General features: G+C 41.5%; 14 protein-coding genes. 7 read left to right on the top strand and 7 right to left on the bottom strand.

Annotated features, from left to right (window positions below):
- Positions 1 to 1,473, top strand: a 1,473-nt coding sequence (locus L1D50_RS12605) for a hypothetical protein (protein ID WP_239966147.1), incomplete at its 5' end; no start/stop codon positions are given.
- Positions 1,474 to 1,475: 2 nt separating this feature from the next.
- Positions 1,476 to 2,435, top strand: coding sequence for an HNH endonuclease (locus tag L1D50_RS12600; protein ID WP_239966146.1), 960 nt, complete (start codon positions 1,476 to 1,478; stop codon positions 2,433 to 2,435).
- Here the strand turns inward: L1D50_RS12600 and dndE are convergent.
- Genes dndE through dndB form a run of 4 tightly spaced genes read right to left on the bottom strand, consistent with a single transcriptional unit; the run spans position 2,421 to position 7,466 of the window.
- A complete protein-coding gene (gene dndE / locus L1D50_RS12595) occupies positions 2,421 to 2,768 on the bottom strand; it encodes a DNA sulfur modification protein DndE (RefSeq protein WP_239966145.1) in 348 nt (115 codons plus the stop codon). The genes L1D50_RS12600 and dndE overlap by 15 nt on opposite strands.
- On the bottom strand, positions 2,768 to 4,732 hold the full coding sequence (gene dndD / locus L1D50_RS12590; RefSeq protein WP_239966144.1) for a DNA sulfur modification protein DndD: 1,965 nt from the start codon (positions 4,730 to 4,732) through the stop codon (positions 2,768 to 2,770). Before dndD ends, dndE begins: the two co-directional genes overlap by 1 nt.
- Positions 4,732 to 6,387 (bottom strand): DNA phosphorothioation system sulfurtransferase DndC, encoded by a 1,656-nt coding sequence (gene dndC / locus L1D50_RS12585; RefSeq protein WP_239966143.1) that lies wholly within the window; start codon positions 6,385 to 6,387, stop codon positions 4,732 to 4,734. The genes dndD and dndC overlap by 1 nt, the downstream gene beginning before the upstream one ends.
- The gene (gene dndB / locus L1D50_RS12580; RefSeq protein WP_239966142.1) at positions 6,387 to 7,466 is read right to left on the bottom strand and encodes a DNA sulfur modification protein DndB; all 1,080 of its coding nucleotides are present in this window, start codon (positions 7,464 to 7,466) and stop codon (positions 6,387 to 6,389) included. The genes dndC and dndB overlap by 1 nt, the downstream gene beginning before the upstream one ends.
- A 114-nt stretch (positions 7,467 to 7,580) precedes the next feature.
- Here dndB and dndA point away from each other — a divergent pair, with 114 nt between their 5' ends.
- Together dndA and L1D50_RS12570 are read left to right on the top strand one after the other, a co-directional pair.
- Positions 7,581 to 8,705 (top strand): cysteine desulfurase DndA, encoded by a 1,125-nt coding sequence (gene dndA / locus L1D50_RS12575; RefSeq protein WP_239966141.1) that lies wholly within the window; start codon positions 7,581 to 7,583, stop codon positions 8,703 to 8,705.
- Positions 8,702 to 9,796: a class I SAM-dependent methyltransferase gene (locus tag L1D50_RS12570; RefSeq protein ID WP_239966140.1), complete on the top strand. Its 1,095-nt coding sequence runs from the start codon at positions 8,702 to 8,704 to the stop codon at positions 9,794 to 9,796. Before dndA ends, L1D50_RS12570 begins: the two co-directional genes overlap by 4 nt.
- On the opposite strand, the gene L1D50_RS12565 is transcribed toward L1D50_RS12570, so the two are convergent.
- Together L1D50_RS12565 and L1D50_RS12560 are read right to left on the bottom strand one after the other, a co-directional pair.
- Positions 9,789 to 11,849, bottom strand: a complete 2,061-nt coding sequence (locus L1D50_RS12565; RefSeq protein WP_239966139.1) for a DNA phosphorothioation-associated putative methyltransferase — start codon at positions 11,847 to 11,849, stop codon at positions 9,789 to 9,791. The genes L1D50_RS12570 and L1D50_RS12565 overlap by 8 nt on opposite strands.
- On the bottom strand, positions 11,824 to 11,991 hold the full coding sequence (locus tag L1D50_RS12560; protein ID WP_239966138.1) for a hypothetical protein: 168 nt from the start codon (positions 11,989 to 11,991) through the stop codon (positions 11,824 to 11,826). Before L1D50_RS12560 ends, L1D50_RS12565 begins: the two co-directional genes overlap by 26 nt.
- A gap of 206 nt (positions 11,992 to 12,197) precedes the next feature.
- Here L1D50_RS12560 and L1D50_RS12555 point away from each other — a divergent pair, with 206 nt between their 5' ends.
- The 3 genes from L1D50_RS12555 to L1D50_RS12545 all read left to right on the top strand — a co-directional run bounded on the left by L1D50_RS12555 (position 12,198) and on the right by L1D50_RS12545 (position 16,150).
- A complete protein-coding gene (locus tag L1D50_RS12555; RefSeq protein WP_239966137.1) occupies positions 12,198 to 12,551 on the top strand; it encodes a hypothetical protein in 354 nt (117 codons plus the stop codon).
- Between the two features lie 594 nt (positions 12,552 to 13,145).
- Entirely contained in the window at positions 13,146 to 14,285 is a 1,140-nt protein-coding gene (locus tag L1D50_RS12550; RefSeq protein ID WP_239966136.1) for a DUF1570 domain-containing protein, read from the top strand.
- A gap of 623 nt (positions 14,286 to 14,908) precedes the next feature.
- A complete protein-coding gene (locus L1D50_RS12545; protein WP_239966135.1) occupies positions 14,909 to 16,150 on the top strand; it encodes a UPF0149 family protein in 1,242 nt (413 codons plus the stop codon).
- A gap of 91 nt (positions 16,151 to 16,241) precedes the next feature.
- On the opposite strand, the gene L1D50_RS12540 is transcribed toward L1D50_RS12545, so the two are convergent.
- Positions 16,242 to 17,933 (bottom strand): hemolysin D, encoded by a 1,692-nt coding sequence (locus L1D50_RS12540; protein WP_239966134.1) that lies wholly within the window; start codon positions 17,931 to 17,933, stop codon positions 16,242 to 16,244.
- Positions 17,934 to 18,099 lie beyond the last annotated feature (166 nt).

Raw genomic sequence — 18,099 nt, 5'->3', positions numbered from 1 at the left:
GATGAAAATAATGTAATTCAAAACCCTCTAGTGTGTGCGACTCGAAATCTCGATGAAAATACATTTGTAAAATTTCATGTTGACGAAAATTATCAAGACAATGAAACCGTTCAAATAGGAAAGCTGGAGATTTCGTTCCCTGATTTTCAAGATATTAGTTTGATTGATTGCCTAATCAAACTAAAAAAGCAACTTCTTGTACGAGTTCCTTCACTAGAAAACGAACCCCTAGATCAGACGCTTCTCGAGAACTTTAAAGAGAGGTTTTATCAAGACGAATGTATTGATCTCGTTGATAATAATGAAAATGAAGAAAGTGGTATTGAAGTTAGCTTCGAAAATAGCCATATAAAAGAATTTTGGCAAGAGGTAATTTGCAGAATTGAATTGTTAAGAATCGGCAATAAGAACGACGAGAACAATGAAGTTCTAGGCTTCACAAAAGAGGCAATATGTTCTTATTTAAAGCCTATCGTAATAGTCGATGGACAGCATAGGTTAGCTGGTGCAATTGAGTGCTCCAAAGTAATTTCAGAAAATGAGAAATTTGATGAAGTAAAACAGTTAATGGAAAATGGTTCATCCCCAGAATTAGCCACGCTGAAAGTTCAAAAGAAATACGCTCGAGAATTACCTATTTCTCTATTGATGTCAGATAACCCAGAAGAGCATGTTTTTCAGTTTGTAGTGGTAAACCAAAAAGCAACTCCAATCAACAAAGCATTACTCGGTACGATAGTTTCTACTACATTATCAGATGATGAATTAACCAAAGTTACATCTAGATTAAAAAGTGCTGATATTCCTTTAGATGACTCTAAAGCTATATCGATGGTAACAAGAAGAGAAGATAGCCCGTTTTATGGCTTAGTACAAACAGGGATAGAAAAAGAGGATGGAGGAAAGCTTAAATGGACTGTAATGAAAGGCTTAGTTTCCTTATTTAGAGATTTAAAAGGTGGAAAGTACTATTCATCAGAGGACAAAAATGACCATGTTAGCAATTGGAGTTTGGACTACTTAGAACTGTCTGAAATTGTTGCTGAAGATATTGAGAATCGAACAATAAAGACCTGGCAGCAAAATGATGTTTGGTATGATGTATTTAAAGCCTTTTGGATAAAAGTTAGAGATCATTTTGGAAACACTCAAGATCCAGAAGAACATAACTACTGGGGTAACACTAAATCAAACCTTTTCAATAAGGTATATCTAAATATACTTGCAGTAGATTTTTTCTCTTACATGAATGATAAAGAGCGAAGCATAGGCTCTATAGAAGAATTAGAAAAAATAATCGATCGCTGGTTAGATGGAACGAGTCCAAGTTATTTCAAGAGTGACTGGGGGTTGGAGATTAAAAAGGACACACCTGCATTACGTAAGCAATGGAATACTCTATGGGTAAATTATAGGAAAACCCCAGCTGCAAGGAAAAGGCTACCAGCGAAGACAGAATTTTCTAAGTTTTAATAATGGAAAGTCTTACTCGTTTTTTAGAGAAGTCGCAGGTATTACTTAATTCAAGTAAAGAAGAGTACCGTTTTAATTTTGGTGAGCTATCTCAACACAATACTCCAAGCAAAATTTGGGGAGGCCGAGAAAGCCTTCATGGTACAGACTACAGATTATTGCTTTATAGTTGGTTTGTAGAATCAGTGTGTGACATCGAAAAAATATCAGAAAATACCAATAAAGCTAGGGTTTGGTCGTGGGTTAATGAAGGTTTAGCGAATATTGTTCCAGATAAACCCGACCAAAAGCTTGTAAATTTACTAACTGAAGAAATTTATAATCAGTTTTCAATAAATGCTAAAAGAGCTAGAGGCGGCTGGCCTATTGACTTAAAAAAGGAGCTAATCGCAAAAGAGGTTAAGCCTAAATGTTGGATCTGCAAGAGAGAGTTTTGTGATGAAGCCATTTTTAACTTTACCACTAGAGGTAAGAAGCAAGAGTTAAATCCGTTCCCGATTGTGGATTTTATGTTTCCTAGGGGTGTAAACAGTCAAGATCTTCGAATAGAAATTGAGCATGTGATTCCATTTAGCAAAAAGGCAAGTGACCCTCATTGTATAGCAAACTTAGCGTTGTCTTGTGGCTGGTGCAACAATGCAAAGTCTAATCACATGTCAATCTATACAACTAGTAGAAATGGGAAATACTTTAATCACCCCGCTTTGGGGCCAAGATCTATTCCTAATAGGTACTGGGTAGTGAAGTTATTAATGCTAACTAATGAGTGTGAAGTATGTAAAAGAAGACCTAATATAAAAGGGAATGAATTACGTTTCTCTTTAAAAAATCCTAAAGGCGTAGCGAACATCAATAACTTAAAAGTGGTCTGTGGAAAATGCGATGATATTAAAGGCGATCGCTTGGTAGAAGCAACAAGCTATAAAGATAAAATATTCTCGAAACGCTCAAACTTTATATGATTTTTGTAAAAGGCTAATGCCTCTGTTGATATGCAATTTAACAAAGTCACCAAAGTGCACATCTTTTAGCTGTGCACTTTGCTTTTGATAAACCCCTCTTAGTACAGCTAAATATACATCTGTGTATTCGCCAGTAAATACCTTCCACGTCATTTCAACATTGCTGTCACTTGGAATATCTTCAAATGGCGGTACAGAGTCTTCAGCTAGAGACATACAGAGTGCCCAGCGGCACAGAACATTCCAGTTTTCGATACCTGTTTTGCTTTTTAAGCGAATAAGCTGTTGTTTTTGTTTTTCAGAAAGTTTGATAGTGTCGATTGTGTATAACATTAAAAATACCCTTCTGAAATAGTCGAGGTGGTGGCTTGTTCGTTGTAACTAATGTGGTATTCGCGGCTGATAGTAGGTTTAAGCTTGCTGTAGTAATCACCCATGATTTCTTCATCGGTAGAGAGCAGTAAAACTTGGTTTGCTGCAAACGGGAAGTAACCTTCAATTAAGCGAGTACGGTGTTTACCGTCTAATCGTCCAAGTGGGGTGTCGATAACAGTTGGTAGCTCTTTACCCGACGCTTCTGAAAGCCCCCATAAAATTGCAATTGCAAGTAGCTGACGTTCACCCGCTGAAAGCCTGCTGGGCGAGAGCTCTTCACCTGTTTGTGCAAGTAGTGTAAGTGAAAAGCTGTTAGGGCAAATATGCACACCATTGATTAGCTGTTCTTTACGAGTAAGGGCAATAAACTTTTCAGTAATTTTATCTTGCAGTAGCTCAATATTTTCTTTTATTAAGTTTTTTGCAAAACCTTGCATGGTTTCTTTTAACTTACCAATATGGTCAACCACTTGGAGCGAACGCTTTTGCTCAAAGGTGTCTTTACTTTGTTGCGTAAGTAGGTTTGTGTAACGCTGGTTTAACACTGCGTGCTTTGCTTGCGCTTGTTCAAGCTCAGCTGATTTGACTTTAATCAGTGTTTGTGCATTTTTAAATTCAGCTTCAAACTGTGCCAATTCACTCAGTACATGTTTTACCGTTTCGTAATCTGGAATTGACTCTTCTTTTTTCTCAAATAGCGCCTTTTTCTCAAGCAGTAGTTCACGCTCTTTAATAAGCGCTTCACGCTCTGCTTGGTCAAGCTCAAGCTTTGCTTCAAGCCCATTAAATAAATTACTTGGCAAACCCACATAGCTTTCAACATTAGCAAGGGCTTGGCGCTCTGTTGCCATGCTTGCCATAGAATTTTCAAGCGCTGTGCGCGCTGCTTTTGGCAGTGTTTTCCCTTCAAGCGATTTAAGTAAAGTCGCCTCATAGCTTTCAATGGCTTTATTAAGCGCGCTGGCTTCGCTAGCTTGTTCTTCAAGTACGGCTTGTTTTTGTGTTTGCTCAAGTAGTGGTTTAATTAAACCAAGCGGACCAATGCCAGAATCTAGCTTAACGCGTTGCTGAAGGTTATCTTTTAACTTTTGCGCAATTGCACCTAATTCAAAACGAATTTGGTCACGTTCTTCAATAAGGTGTGCGCCTGTGTCACGTACTTTTTGCCTTGCTTTGTTGATATCAACATTGATTTTGCCTTGCTGGTTTTTCAGCTTAGCAATTTCAACGCTTAGCGCTTCAATAATATCGTTGTTTGCTTCAATATCGGCTTCGCAGGTTTCAACCTTTTCAATTACGCTTGTATCTAGATTTTCTGCTTTTCGTTTGCGCTCAATATTATTTAAATCTAGGTGTAATTGGCTGAGTAAATCTAAGCCTAGTAGGTTCTCAATGCCTGTTTTTATTAGTTCATTACTGCGCTCAGGGTGTGCGAGGTTCTCTATTTTTTCACCATCGAAAAAGAATAAGTCAGACAATGACATAGGTATAAACTCATTTACAAACTCATCCCAATGTTCGCTGATATATTGGTCGTGTTCACCATTACAGCTTACTGTGACTTTGTCTTTTGAGTTTTCAACTTGCTTTGCTACCTTCCACTCGCGGCGTACTGTAAATGTTTGAGCCTCTGTGCCTGTGGTGTGGCTAAATGTCAGTTCTAATGATACTTGTTCAGTTTTACCGACATAACGGTTAAGTGTACTGGCTAGGTATGTACCATAGGCGAGATTTCCTCGGTTAGAGCACTTGGCATGTTTGCCGTAAAGCACGAGCTGTAATGCATCTAAAAACGTGGTTTTACCGCCACCATTTAGCCCGCCAAAAAGAATAACGGGTTTGTCGTTTGACACAGTTAAATCAACCGTGTGAGTGCCTTTGTAAATACCAAAGTTATGTAATGTAAGAGACTGCAATAACATTATTCTACCTCCACAACTTCAATTTCAGGCAGGGAGCTATAACCTTGTTCTTTAATACACTTAGTGATCATGTGGATCTTGTCTTTAATTTCTTTTTGCTCAATTGCGGTCAGGCTTTGATCGTTATTTAATTTAATGTTGAGGCGATGACGTTCGCGCTCTAAGGCAAACTCTTTGGCCTCAAACATGCTGTTGAATGCACCTTTGTCTAGCACATCATTAAGTTCATCACCCAGTTTTGCTCGGCGAAGCTGGTTGCGGTATTTATTTGCAACGCTCATGGTGGCGCGAATTTGCTGGTAAAGTAAGCCTTCTTTATCGCCATGTTGCTCACAATATGTTTTTAATTTACTCAAGGTGTCATTGTTTAAAATAGGGTGGTGCGCGCGGCGTTTACCTGGATATGGCTTTTTAATTACTTGCTCATATATGTTTGGCAAGTTGTCTTCAATTTCGTGTTTATCTTCAAGCCAAATTTTGCGAATCGCTTCTAACTCTTCAATTGGTAGTAGCTCAAGGTTTTTTACTTCAGGCGGCCCCATATGCTGCACAGCTACTTGTGCTTCAAGCACTTTTTTGAGCATGTGTTCACGGAATGTTTGAATATAAGGACCGTGTACTACGTCTGCACCATGTTTAGATACGTGCACGGTGAGCGTGCCATTCATACGGCGGAAATCTCGGTTGTTGCGATCTCGGCGCAGCTTTTCGAGTTTTTTCTCTCGCACGGCATCATTTATCTCAAGTTCATTACGAAGTGAAACAAGCGGGTACATCCACTCTTTTTCTTCGTCGTTTGAGATCATGGCGTTCATTGATTTGTCTTCAGTTACCATAGTACATACGTAACAACCAAATCGGCTATCGCCACAACTTTGCGTTGACTTGTCGACTACCAGCGGGCATTCGCCGCCTTCTGTTGCGCCTTGGTACATACCCATTAAATCGTGATTAGGAAAGTTCCATGGGTTTTTAATGCTGTTTAAGTAAACCCAAACATCATCGTTACTCCATGTTGAAATAGGCGTATACACCCAAACTCGCTCTAGTGAACCATTCTCGGTTAGGCCAAGGGCTTTACGGGTATTGGTGGTTGAGTTCTCAAACTTTTCCATTACAGCGGCACGGGCAGTGCTCTCTGCTTTTCGAGTACCGAGTATTAAAATGGCTTCACCATTTTTATTCGCAAGATTTTGAATAAAAGTATTTGAAGGCGATATTTTTAAACGATCAGTACACCAACGAAACTTCATACGCGGGGCAGGGTAACCTTTACCAATTAAGTTAACCCAAAAGCGGTCTTTAATTTCTGGTGTTAGGCGATGTGGCACGATTGGTAATTGTTGTTCATCGGCAGAAGATTTCATTCTATCGAGTGATTTTTCAACCCATAAAGCAACAATAGGGTTTTCAACCAACGTATCTGTACTAATTACATGTACTTTTTTGTTTGCTTTGCCTTCTTCTTTTAGCTCTTGCAGGGCATACCAAACCAACTGCAAAATGGCCGTTGAGTCTTTACCGCCACTGTAACCTAAAACCCATGGAATACTGTCGCTCATGTACAGCATTTTAATATGGTCGATACTTTGCCTAATGGCTTCTTTTAGCCCGCCAGAAAAAGCAGATTGTGACTGTACTACACTATCAGTCATTATTTTGCCCCTTTGAATTTGATCTCTTCCGCTTTTTCTTTCGGAGTTAGCGGTAACTCAAGATGGTTTTTTATGGTGGCAACGGTTAGCAGCGCTGCAACATTGTTATGCATCATACGACCCTGATTAATGCAACGCCCTTCCCAGTTCTGTTTATTTGTTCGTCGCCAGTCAATTTGCTTTAGCTTTTTAAGGACCCGCTTATAACTTTTTTGTTCAAGTAGCTGACATCCTATGATACCTAGGCACTTGAGAACAATGGCGGAGAAGTTCACATATTCCTTTCGGTCTTTTGCTGGTAATTCGTGATTTTTTGCCAGATACCAAGTATTCAGATTTTCCGCAACACAGTCCCAATATTGAACAGCTTTTTTAATGCATTGTTCGAGGTTCTCATCGTTTACATGTGGACATAGCTCAAGGTTCGCTGCATGAAGAGAACTATGTTTAAAAAGCTTTGAAGAACGGGGACCTAAATTGCCCTCTTCAAAACTGATAACACCGTAAAAAAAACGACACTGTTTTGCGACTTCATTCGTTAGTACTTCTTCAGGCGAGTTTCCAAAAAGAACGCCGTAGCCTCTACCTGTTTTAACAGGAAAAAAGTTCAGGTCTCGGAAGATTTTTTGCCTTTGCTCAAGAGTCTTTCCTATGTAAAAAACTACAGAAATATGCTCATTCTCCAAAGAAGGGTCTCTTTCTAGCGCATCTTTAATCGCTGCTGTTCGGTGTTGCCCATCGGTGATATAGAACTCTGCATCTTCATCGACTAGCAATGTTCCTATGTTTTTGCCTGGACCGTTTTGTTCTGTGGGTAGAAAGGTGCACTCGCCTGAGATACAGGCTGTTAATGAAGAAAAAGTGTAACCGTTTCTATTTTCATGTATGTAGTTACTGATCTGTGGGATTCTGTTAGGATTAAGGCTTCTTTGCGCTCTGTCCTCTGGAAGAAGCTCTGTTTCATCGAACGTAAATATTCGCTTTAGCCTTTTTAACGGGCACATGACAGTGAAGTACTCTTTCTCTGCTTGTATACCGCGTATTGCTGGAAACGAAATTCCAGATATAATCTGATTCATAACACAATTCTAAAGTTCGTACGTTTAAATTTTTTGTACGTACGTACAAAAATAATTGGCTATGATAAATCAAATTTGATTTAAAGTCTCGCTTAAAATCTAATAGGAGCTAACTTGTCTACTTATCTTGACTTCAGTGCAACATCCCCAGTTTTGAAAGAAGTGGCTGACTTAGTCTACAAGCTTATGGTTGACGAGTATGGTAATGCTGGCAGTCGGACTCATGAATTTGGTGCAAGAGCCAATAAATACGTTGAAACTGCAAGAAAGCAGGTTGCTGAAGTAGTTGCAGCTGACAAATCTGAAGTTATTTTCACAAGTGGTGCTACCGAGAGTAATAACATTGCGATTCTTGGTTTAAAAGAATATGCAGAACAAGAAAATAAAAAACACATTATTACCACGCGGATCGAGCATAAGGCGGTGTTAGAGCCAGTTGAGCATTTAGAAAAAAATGGCTTTGAGGTGAGCTATCTAGACGTGGGGGAAAGCGGGCTGGTAGATCCTCAGCAACTTAGAGTATTATTGCGAGAAGATACGGTACTTGTGTCAATTATGCATGTTAATAATGAAACAGGGTGTATTCAGCCAATTTCTGAAATATGCGACGTGCTTAGCTTGCATGAAGTTTACCTACATGTAGATGCTGCGCAAAGCTTTGGTAAGTTAAGCGAAGATTTAAAAAATCAGCGTATTGATTTAATCAGCGCAAGCGGACATAAAGTTTATGCACCTCAAGGTGTGGGGTCACTTGTCATGCGTAAACGCGGATTTATCAAGCCACCATTAAAGCCAATCTATTTTGGAGGTGGGCAGGAAAGGGGACTGCGTCCTGGTACGTTACCGGTTCCTTTAATTGCTGGTTTTGGTTTGGCGTGTGAGATAGCCGCAAAAAATGGTGAAATGTGGCAAACGCATGCTGCTTCTTTAAAGCGATCGTTAATGGTTGAACTGGATAAAATTGATGCGCAGTATAATGGCGAGAACTCCTCTCCGTATGTTTTAAATTTCTCAGTGCCGGGCGTTAATTCAGAAGCTGCTATGGTTATGTTTAAAGGGGTCGCAGCTGTATCAAATGGTTCAGCTTGTACTTCATCAAGTTATACACCTTCGCATGTTTTAAGTGCTATGCAGTTAGACGAGAATCGTATATCTGGTGCAATTAGAGCTTCTTGGGGATACATGACAAAGTCTTTGCCTGTTACCGAAATAATTGAGAAATTGGAAAAACTAAAATGAAGGGAAGTAAGTATAATAAAAAGTTTGGTGATATTTGGCTAAGAGCACGTCATAACGCTTTAGCTAATTTAGAAGCAGCGGAAGAAGCATCTAAAAAAGTTGTTGTATTTGAAATCATAATCTCTTTTTTGATTATTCTACCAATTGCTTCAACAATTTTAGCGAAGGTTTGTTTGTTTTTTAGCACATGGGATGTCGTTTTTTCGTTGATAGGCGGTTTAGGTGCATTATATTTTTCATTAGTAGGTTTTGTTCAAAGTGCCAGGAGAAAAGATGATTATCATAGAAGAGCACATAGTATTTTTAATAATATTGCGCAAAAAGCTAGAAGAGGTGATAACCCAAGCCTTGAAGAAAGTGAGTGTCAATATCTTATTAGATCTTTGGAAGAGATGTTTGAAACAGCAAAAAGTAATTCCTATGAGCCATCTGATGAAAATTATAATAATGGATGGAAGCGTTTGAAAAATATGCCTAAATTGCCATTTGGGCTTGAAATAGATAAACGAAAAGGTAGTTCATTGAACAAGTTTAGCGAAGATATATTTAACTTGTATGAATCATTAAAAACTGAGGATGTACATTCTTCTTGGATATCCTCTATTAATTTCGATGGGAAAAAAGTATTGGATTTAGGGGCTGGAAGCGGCAGAGATGCTGCTTACTTAGCCTCGAAGGGAACGGAGTTAGTAGTTGCTGTAGATAGCTCTTGTGAGATGTTGAGCTTAGCGAAGCAAAAACATGGTGATAAAAAAATTATTTGGATGAATGAAAGTTTACCTGATTTAAGTAGTTTAGATAGTGTTAGCCTAGGCAGTTTTGATTTTATTCTTTGTAGCGCAGTGTTAATGTTTTTAGATGAAAATGCGCAAGTAGCCAGTTTGAAAACGATTCTTAGGCTGTTGAAAAAAGGTGGCACAGCTGTAGTTACTATTAAATCAGATAAAAGAAATAAAGAGATTTTTCCTCTCACGCCTCAATTCGCTAAAATAATAACTGACTCTGGAGCAACTTTTGAAAAGCTTTCTGGAGAGAGGGATTTATTCAACCGTGACGGTATATCTTGGAATGTTTTTAAAGTAACTAAGTAACTTTTTTATGAAACTTATCCCTTTTCAACTCCACCCCCCAATACTCAAACACCTTTAGCAGAATGTTCCAATTGGGCCATTCTGCTCTTGGTATGTCTTTAAGCATATCGGCAAGCTTTTTATCGAAGCGCTGTTGTGCTTGGTGTGCCTTGGAGCCGTTTTCAAGAAAGTCGAGCTTGTTGTATAGCGGTTGCAGTGGGTATTCGTTGCCATAGTAAAAGTAGTCAATGTCTTGCTCGGCCAGTTTTACTTTTATGCGCTCGGTGAGTAGCGGGAGTTTTTTGTTGTAGTCGTCGTATTTAAGTAGAGTGACTTTGCCAGAGCGCATATGAACTTTAATTAAGTCAATGTCGTCTAAATCGCCGTATAGCTGAGCGGCACAACCAATATAGACTCGCAAGACTGCTGGTAGCTGATTAAGATAGGTTCTTGGCAGAATATAACTGTGGCTGTGATTAAACTCGCCTAATTGCAACGATGAATAGGTGTGATGGCAAGCTTCACCTATGTTGACTGGATCTGAAATTGAGAATAGTAATTGTCTTGCTTCGTCAATGGCTTGATTAAAGCTGGTAAAGTGGCTTTTTATGTCTCTTAGCAGGCGGTTGGGCAAATGGCTTTTCGCTTGGCGTTTACCAAATAGGCTGAGTGCAAAGTATACCAATAAGTCTTGTTTGCGTTTTAGCTGCGCGTTTTTAAAATCTTGGTAGTCAAAATGGTCGCGTACCAATTCAAAAGCTTTGTTGTGGCTCGCGATGATGGCCCGCACTGCGTCACTTTGTTCAAATTCGTCATTGGCGGGTACTCTACCAAAGTGCAAACAATGTTGCCAAAATTGCTCAAATAATGCTGGGTGTTTTTCCAATAAGCTTTGCTTTACACGAGTAGGTAATTGTTTGGTGGTTGGACGCTTAGTAATATGCTGCCATTCGTGAGCTTGAAACTGGAGTTCAATATGGTGTAACTCAAGTAATTCTGGGCATTTAAATACAGCAATGATCCCTTGTCCAAACGGTACAGTTTTTACATTTAGGGTGTGCTCTATAAATTCTCTGATCTGTGCTTGGCTGTAATACTTTTGAAACGTATTTCGTTTGGTGATCACACCGTCTTTATAGGGTTTGAATTGCTCTGTAATGGCGGAGTTAGTGAGCATAACAGAAACCACAATTAGTTTGTCACATAACGCGTATGCTTGGCGTAACGTGTCTACACGCTCGCCATAGTCTTCAATTACATTAAGCACAAAGCCTAGATTTACAATATCGCTTTGTACTTTTTTGCCACTGGGTTTGTGCACAGGGTCCCAAGCATTAATGTTAAGACCGCTGGCTTCGAGCTCGCGATGGTCATCACCTAGGCCGCAGCCATAGTCTTGAATTGAATACTCGCCGTTGAGGTAGCCAAATTTAGCTAACTTTTGGAATGGTGCAGAGAGCCTGTCACGGTTTATTGCGGTCAAGTGTCGTTGAATTGCTTGTGTCTGCTCTGCGCTCGGCTCGGCATTTTGCTGGGGTAATTGTTCAGATGGGTGCAGCCGGCCGTATTCATCTAGCTGATACCCTTTGCGTTTGATCAATGCGTTCCACTGCTTTTTAAAGCCTATCGTTTTGGTGTTTTGATAAAGGCCAATAACTTCACCTTCTTTGGTGATAGATTCAAATTCAGCAAATTTTGGATAGTCAGGCAACACAAAAGCTTCTTTACGATGCAAAATGGGTGGGTTGTCAGATTTCGAATAATCTGCCTGTTTAGCTGTACTTTCAAGAATATCAATAGTAATGCTGTGCTTTAGCGCAGGGTAAGCGTAATCATCAAAATCAGGGTAGTGGAGCAAGGTGATTTTAAAGTCACGTTTGAGCAGTTTTAGTACGTTCCATGACGCTGACAGGTGGTGGGTGTTAACTTGTTGCTCGAGGAGATTTTGCAACTCCTCAGGTAGTGCAGAGCATATCGCCGAGTGGTGCACGTATACGGCGTTTGGTAGTTGCTTGCCAACCCTAATTGCTTTAACAAGCTTTTTATATTCAAGAAAGTTTAGCTGGGTCGACATGTTCAAAATAATAGTGATAGGCGCGTCCGCGCTTTTGGTATTCTAACTGCCCGCGCTCACGGCGATGCATCAGCTCGCAGCCACTGATCTTTAGTAACTTTTGGGTTTGTTTGCTGGTTAACCAGTGGCCTTGTTCAGACATTTCTGTTTGATTTTTGATTTCCTTTGTATTGACTATAACCTTGTTAAGCTTAAATTGCAGGTGATTATTGAAGTAGTATAGCCATGGTAAAATATTGCTTGTCGAAGTTTTTCAAGATACTAGTCCAAAAATGTTGAAGTGACGGTTCGTAATTTTTTGAGTAAACTTCTTGTTAATCAGCATTTTCAAGGCTTAAGGATAGCCCGATGAACCAAGCCCTTAAATTTTTACTGTCTATTATGATCGTCATCGTGACTTTTGTCGTTTCAGCCACTTTGGCCGGGATGTTGGCGGAGTATGCGGGCTGGTGGAAAAAACCGGTGATAGGTGGTGTTGCAGCGGCTTGTGTGGTGTTGTCGGGTTATATAAGTGCGCCGGTGTATAAGCTGTATTCTGCGGCGGTGTGGCTGTTGATTGGTGCAGGTGCTGCTTGGGTGATGTCGAGTGTGTTTATGTATGCTGAGGATGCAGGCACTTCAGTGCCTTTGTATGTAACCTATGCAAGTGGTGTGTTTGCTTTGGCGCTTTGCTGGATTTGGGAGCGTCGCAAGGTTTTGTGATGGTTTGGTTTTCTGGAATAGGATGCAAGAGATCGCCGCGTAAAGCGGCTCCCTCCAGCGGGCTAGTTTGGTTAGGGCGGATTTATTCCGCGATGTTTTATGAAGAGATCGCCGCGTAAAGCGGCTCCTACCAGCGGGGAGCTAGTATGGTAGGAGCGGATTTATTCCGCGATGTTTTATGAAGAGATCGCCGCGTAAAGCGGCTCCCACCAGCGGGGGCTAGTTTGGTTGGGGCGGATTTATTCCGCGATGTTTTATGTAGAGATCGCCGCGTAAAGCGGCTCCTACCAGCGGGGAGCTAGTATGGTAGGAGCGGATTTATTCCGCGATGTTTTATAAAGAGATCGCCGCGTAAAGCGGCTCCCACCAGCGGGGGCTAGTTTGGTGGATGCGGATTTACTCTGTGATGCTTGATGTAGAGATCGCCGCGTAAAGCGGCTCCTATCAGTAGGGGCTAGTGTGGTGGGAGCGGATTTATTCCGCGATGTTTTATGAAGAGATCGCCGCGTAAAGCGGTTTCTAACTGCGGGATTCTAGCTTGGTTATTCTTACTATCAGGATATTTCAATAAAAAATAGGATTGAGGATCAAGGAATGAAGGGCGCTTGGAGCGAGTGGAAGGAGGCTATTTTTAAGGCCTGTTTAGTTGTGTTTTCTGTGTTGTTGTTTCTCTTTTTTGATGGCCGTGAGTTTTGGTTTACTCAGATACAGCCTCAGATAACCAATATGCTAAGCAACCAAAAAACCGAATTAAATAATGCGCCAGTGGTTTCAGAGCAAAAGTTCAAACAACCAAGTTCAGTTCAGTCAACAAACGGAGATACTTTTGACCATCAAACGAGTTTAAGACAGTTTGGTCGTTGTGCTTCTCAGCAAGCCGAGGGAATCAAATACCGTGTTGAGAATGGTATCTACACTTGGGTTGATGAAAGAGGCATTACGAATTACTCGGATAAAAAGCCGAGTTCTGCGGCTAAGCATTATCAGCCAGAGCGTAATCGTGCTCTTGATTTCTTTGACCTCAATATCTCCGGTCCAAATATCACGGAAAAGTTTAAAAACACCTTGAGCGCTAAACTGAATGCCGTATTTAGGGGGTATACCAGTATTGTTGGCTTGGAGGCGATGCAAAAGGTGACGCTCAGGATCAAGGTGCTACCTAATCGGCACGAATATGAGCGAGTGGTTAAATCCTATGGTGGCAATCCAAAGGGTAATGTTGGTCTCTACTTGGGTAGATACAACCTTGCTTTGGTCGAGCAGAGAAATCATTATGCGACGATGCAAACTGCTGTTCATGAAGCGGTGCACGCTATTAATCAGGCTGTGATTGGATATACGCCGCGTTGGTTAAATGAGGGACTTGCAGGCTATTTTCAAACCGTAAAAGTGACGATGCAGATCGGCACTGTTGCACCAAATCAAGCTAGATTACATCGCGGTTATATTAAAGGGCGAGTGTTATCGCCTTATGAGCTCATTAATGCAGAATCCAAATGGAAGTCTTACAATTCTGAGCTGATGTATAAAAGTAGTTGGGCGACCATCCATTTTTTGATGTCTACCACGACTGGGAGACTGAGTTTGAAAAAGTTGATGCTGCAAGAGCAAACTGAGCGATGTCGTGCTTTGAGTAACCGAGAGTCACAAGCTCTGTTACGTGCACATTATCCAAACATAGTTGATAGATTCGCCAGCTTTATACAAAGTCCAGTAGAGCCGCAAAGGTTGTGATCCTGAGCTTGATGTAAAGAGCGCCGCGTAAAGCGGCTCCCACCAGCGGAAGGCTAGTGTGGTGGGAGTGGATTTATTCCGCGATGTTTTTGTAGAGTTCGCTGCGTAAAGCTGCTCCTACCAGAAGGTCTAGTGTGGTGAGAGCGGGTTGGCTCCGCGATGTTTTCTGCAAAGATCGCCGCATAAAGCGGCTCCCACCAGCGGGGAGCTAGTGTGGTGGGAGTGGATTTATTCCACGATGTTTGCTGTATGGATCGCCGCGTAAAGCGGCTTCCATCAGCGGGGGGCTAGTTTGGTTGGGGCGGATTTATTCCGCGATGTTTTATCTAGAGATCGCCGCGTAAAGCGGCTCCTATCAGTAGGGGCTAGTGTGGTGGGAGCGGATTTATTCCGCGATGTTTTTTGTAAAGATCGCCGCATAAAGCGGCTCCCACCAGCGGGGAGCTAGTGTGGTGGGAGTGGATTTATTCCGCGATGTTTTATGAAGAGATCACCGCGTAAAGCGGCTCCCACCTGCGGGGGCTAGTGTGGTGGGAGTGGATTTATTCCGCGATGTTTTATGTAGAGATCCCCGCATAAAGCGGCTCCCACTTACTTATCCAATTATTAAAGGAATGTTCAATATGACTCCAAGTGCGTTACGCAAAGCAGTTAATGCCTTTTCTAAAGATACTCAGCATCAACCGGATTATTATTTTGTTGAAGGCTATTTGATTGGCAAAGTTGCTATTAATGATATGGCTGAAATACACGAGTGGTTGCCTGAGATCTTTGGTGATTACACGGCTATTTACCGTGCTCAGTTAGAGGCCTTAATGGATTTACATGAGCAGTGCGTTTCAAGCTTGGATGGCAAAACTTATAAGTTGCCAAAAGAGTGTGCGCTCTCTAAGCAAGACTTTGCTGCATCATTAGCAAAGGGGGCTCCGTTACCGAGCTTTTGTCTTGGTCTGCTTAAAGCTTTGGATAAAGTATCTTTTGAGAACTTGTCACTAGAGCAGAAAGGTGCGGTAAATGAATTACAACAACAGCTCACCGGATTTACTAGCTTAGATGCAGCAAAGGCGGCATTTTCAAACGCTGAGCCCACGGTGCCTTTTGAGCGGGAGGCTCATGACGTAAAGCGTTATTTGGCAGGCGCGATTATGGAGTTAGGGGATACGTTAATTTGGGATCCTGAGTTAGACAACGAGCTCGGAGCGTTTGAATTTGAAGAAGATTTTGATGAAGAACAGGAAGAAATAAGAAACTCACTGATTGAGAACTTACTCAAATTGACTCACATCGATTCAATCCCTTTACTTGACAAGTTTATTCATAATGAAGAACAAGACTTTATTACGCCTGATTATATTGAGGAAAATCAAGGTAACTTTTGGCTTATCCACGAAACCAGACCCTATATGTTTATTCGTTACTATAAAGCGTGGATTTACTTTTGGGCAGACAGAGTTCAAGAGGCGGTTGATGAACTAGCAGTGCTGCTGCGACTTAATCCAAACGATAATCAGGCCTGTCGATATCTGTATGTGAACGGTTTAGTTATCTTAAAACAGTGGGATAAGCTACAAGCTTGTCTTGATGAATATGAAGAAGAGAGCATTTTTATGCTATCTGCAGAGGTGTTGATGCGCTTTGCACAGGATGGCGAGAGCAAAGCCTCGAATGAGCTAAAAGCGACAATCAAAGGGTACAATAAGCACTTTATCAAGATGCTTACAGGTCAAGAGAAGACCAAACAAAAAGAGATATATGGCTACACATTGGGTTCAAAAGAAGAAGTCTTAAGTTATATAGATTGTGGTGGCAAAAAAGCCTGGTTAAGCGTTGAAGGAAGCCTCTTTTGGCTGCGCAAGAAAAATTAATCGAACTTTGTTTCAGGTTTGCTGAGTGAGTCGACAATTTAGAAAAAGGCCCTAAATTGGATAGGGCCTGCTGGTTGGGGGTTGTGTTAAGCTATATGCCTTCAATCATCCACTTCGCGGATAACTGGTCCGGCTCGCCATGGCGATTTAACTCAGGTTGGTTTTGCGCTTGGTTAAACCAAATATATTGCTGCCAAAATTGATTTTTGATATTCCAAACACCACCTTGATAAATCAACGAGTAGAGTGCTTGCTTAGGGGAGTCTACGAGCTTGAGATAACCTGCGCTTTTGCTGCTGTAACTTAAAAACAGTGAAGGGGCCTGAGTGGCTCTAAAATAGTGCTGACCCTCAGTATTGGTTACCTGAATTAAATCGAGAGGCTCATTTGGGCTAAAGCTAATTCGGGTGTCATTGTTTAGGGTCTGTGCTGCTAAATACTGGTTACTTACTGGCGACTTTATCGTGATTTGTGTGCCTGTATCTGCACCTAACTGCGGATATGTCCAGCCGCTTGGTGGCGTTTGCCAGGTTAGAGATTTCCAGCGCCAGTTGTAGGGAATATCTAAGTGTGGATCGTTAAGATCTTCAAAACCAGGTTCGGCTTCGATATTAAAAAGACATTGGTTCCGCTGTGCATCTAGCTGTGCAACACGCTCTGTTTGGCTGGTTGTGCCTACATTTAACTCCGCCATACACGCTTCAAGAGACTTCCCTTTTCCTGACTCATTAGGGGCCAGTACATAAGTATGATCACGTTTATTTTCGTCCTCATACCAAGCCAGCATAGCGGCCTCGTCAAACGACAACCAGTTTTGTACCAATAGCAGTGCTTCTTGCTCGGCTACGCTACGTCTTTGTGCTTTTGGTGTTGCCATTGTGCGAATAAACGCAGCCCAGAGATCTTTACTGGCCTCCAGCGCGACAATCGCGACCGGTTTCATGCTGCTAATACGATAAGACTGCCAGCCAGACTCTAGGCGTGTATTCGCTTGCCAGATCACATCGCCACTGGTGAAGTTGAGCACATCTTTGGTGTCGTGCGAATGCTGCTCGGCACCCTCAGAGCAAAGGTAAGCTTTTACTTGCCAAACCTTTTCGTAGTTATCTTGTGGAAGCCTTACCGTATGCTCTGGACTAAATGAGTCTTGAAATAGGTGAACGGCACGGCCAAACAAAAAATAATTATGATCTACTTCCGCAAGGGCGGCGTGGCCACCACCATCCCACACCTTGAGGCGCTTTTCCTCAGCCATAGCCGCATCAATAAAATGTTGAACAAAGCGTTTTTGCGCGCGATAAGCTGCATCTACACCACCTTGGCCTGCAATATCATCATAGCGGCGCATAAAATGATCTAGCTGAATGTCAGCCGGTTCTTGCGAGACTGCGCTAAAGCAATTTGGGCCGGTTGGATCGGTACTGGCGTTGGTAACGTTAAATCCAGCAATATCAACCCAACGCTCACCGACGATGGCGGAGTTCACACTGTCGTATCTTGGTTCATAGAGCGGGTTGTTGTTTAACTGGGATTGGAGTCGAGTAACTTCATCTTGTGCGGTATGTAGTGTGATGTTCTTTGCCAGACCATAGCGCCAAGCGTGTCTAGGGTCGTTAGGATCTGGTTCGATAATATGTTCGGCATCCAGCACCTCAAGGGCTGCGGTGCGGGTTAACCATTCATGTCCCATGGGCATGATCCCTTGTCCACCAAATTGGGTGAATGCTTGAACAGTACTGCTTAATACAAGTCCGAACGTAATTGTGAGAGGCTTTATTTTCATATCTACTCCTTGAAAACTAAAAGCAAAAATAGCGTTTTTACTCAACTTAGGGGCAAGGATTATAGTTTGTGAAATAAATGTTTCAATTGATTTTTGTTTGTAACGAATAAGTTTTCTTATCAACAGACCTGTTTTTGAAAGTTTGACTCGTACATGGTTTGACAAG

Origin of the sequence: Pseudoalteromonas sp. Isolate6 (assembly GCF_022398435.1) — a bacterium.
Taxonomy (GTDB): domain Bacteria; phylum Pseudomonadota; class Gammaproteobacteria; order Enterobacterales; family Alteromonadaceae; genus Pseudoalteromonas; species Pseudoalteromonas galatheae.
The sequence above is the reverse complement of the archived record's forward strand: the minus strand, read 5'-3'. Positions and strand labels throughout refer to the sequence as shown.

What these genes read in the sequence shown, in the direction of transcription:
- dndB (WP_239966142.1), bottom strand. Translation starts at nt 7,466, where the DNA reads ATGAATCAGATTATATCTGGAATTTCGTTTCCAGCAATACGCGGTATA.
- L1D50_RS12565 (WP_239966139.1), bottom strand. Translation starts at nt 11,849, where the DNA reads ATGTCGACCCAGCTAAACTTTCTTGAATATAAAAAGCTTGTTAAAGCA.
- dndD (WP_239966144.1), bottom strand. Translation starts at nt 4,732, where the DNA reads ATGTTATTGCAGTCTCTTACATTACATAACTTTGGTATTTACAAAGGC.
- dndC (WP_239966143.1), bottom strand. Translation starts at nt 6,387, where the DNA reads ATGACTGATAGTGTAGTACAGTCACAATCTGCTTTTTCTGGCGGGCTA.
- L1D50_RS12550 (WP_239966136.1), top strand. Translation starts at nt 13,146, where the DNA reads ATGAAGGGCGCTTGGAGCGAGTGGAAGGAGGCTATTTTTAAGGCCTGT.
- L1D50_RS12600 (WP_239966146.1), top strand. Translation starts at nt 1,476, where the DNA reads ATGGAAAGTCTTACTCGTTTTTTAGAGAAGTCGCAGGTATTACTTAAT.
- L1D50_RS12555 (WP_239966137.1), top strand. Translation starts at nt 12,198, where the DNA reads ATGAACCAAGCCCTTAAATTTTTACTGTCTATTATGATCGTCATCGTG.
- L1D50_RS12545 (WP_239966135.1), top strand. Translation starts at nt 14,909, where the DNA reads ATGACTCCAAGTGCGTTACGCAAAGCAGTTAATGCCTTTTCTAAAGAT.
- L1D50_RS12560 (WP_239966138.1), bottom strand. Translation starts at nt 11,991, where the DNA reads ATGTCTGAACAAGGCCACTGGTTAACCAGCAAACAAACCCAAAAGTTA.
- L1D50_RS12570 (WP_239966140.1), top strand. Translation starts at nt 8,702, where the DNA reads ATGAAGGGAAGTAAGTATAATAAAAAGTTTGGTGATATTTGGCTAAGA.
- dndE (WP_239966145.1), bottom strand. Translation starts at nt 2,768, where the DNA reads ATGTTATACACAATCGACACTATCAAACTTTCTGAAAAACAAAAACAA.
- L1D50_RS12540 (WP_239966134.1), bottom strand. Translation starts at nt 17,933, where the DNA reads ATGAAAATAAAGCCTCTCACAATTACGTTCGGACTTGTATTAAGCAGT.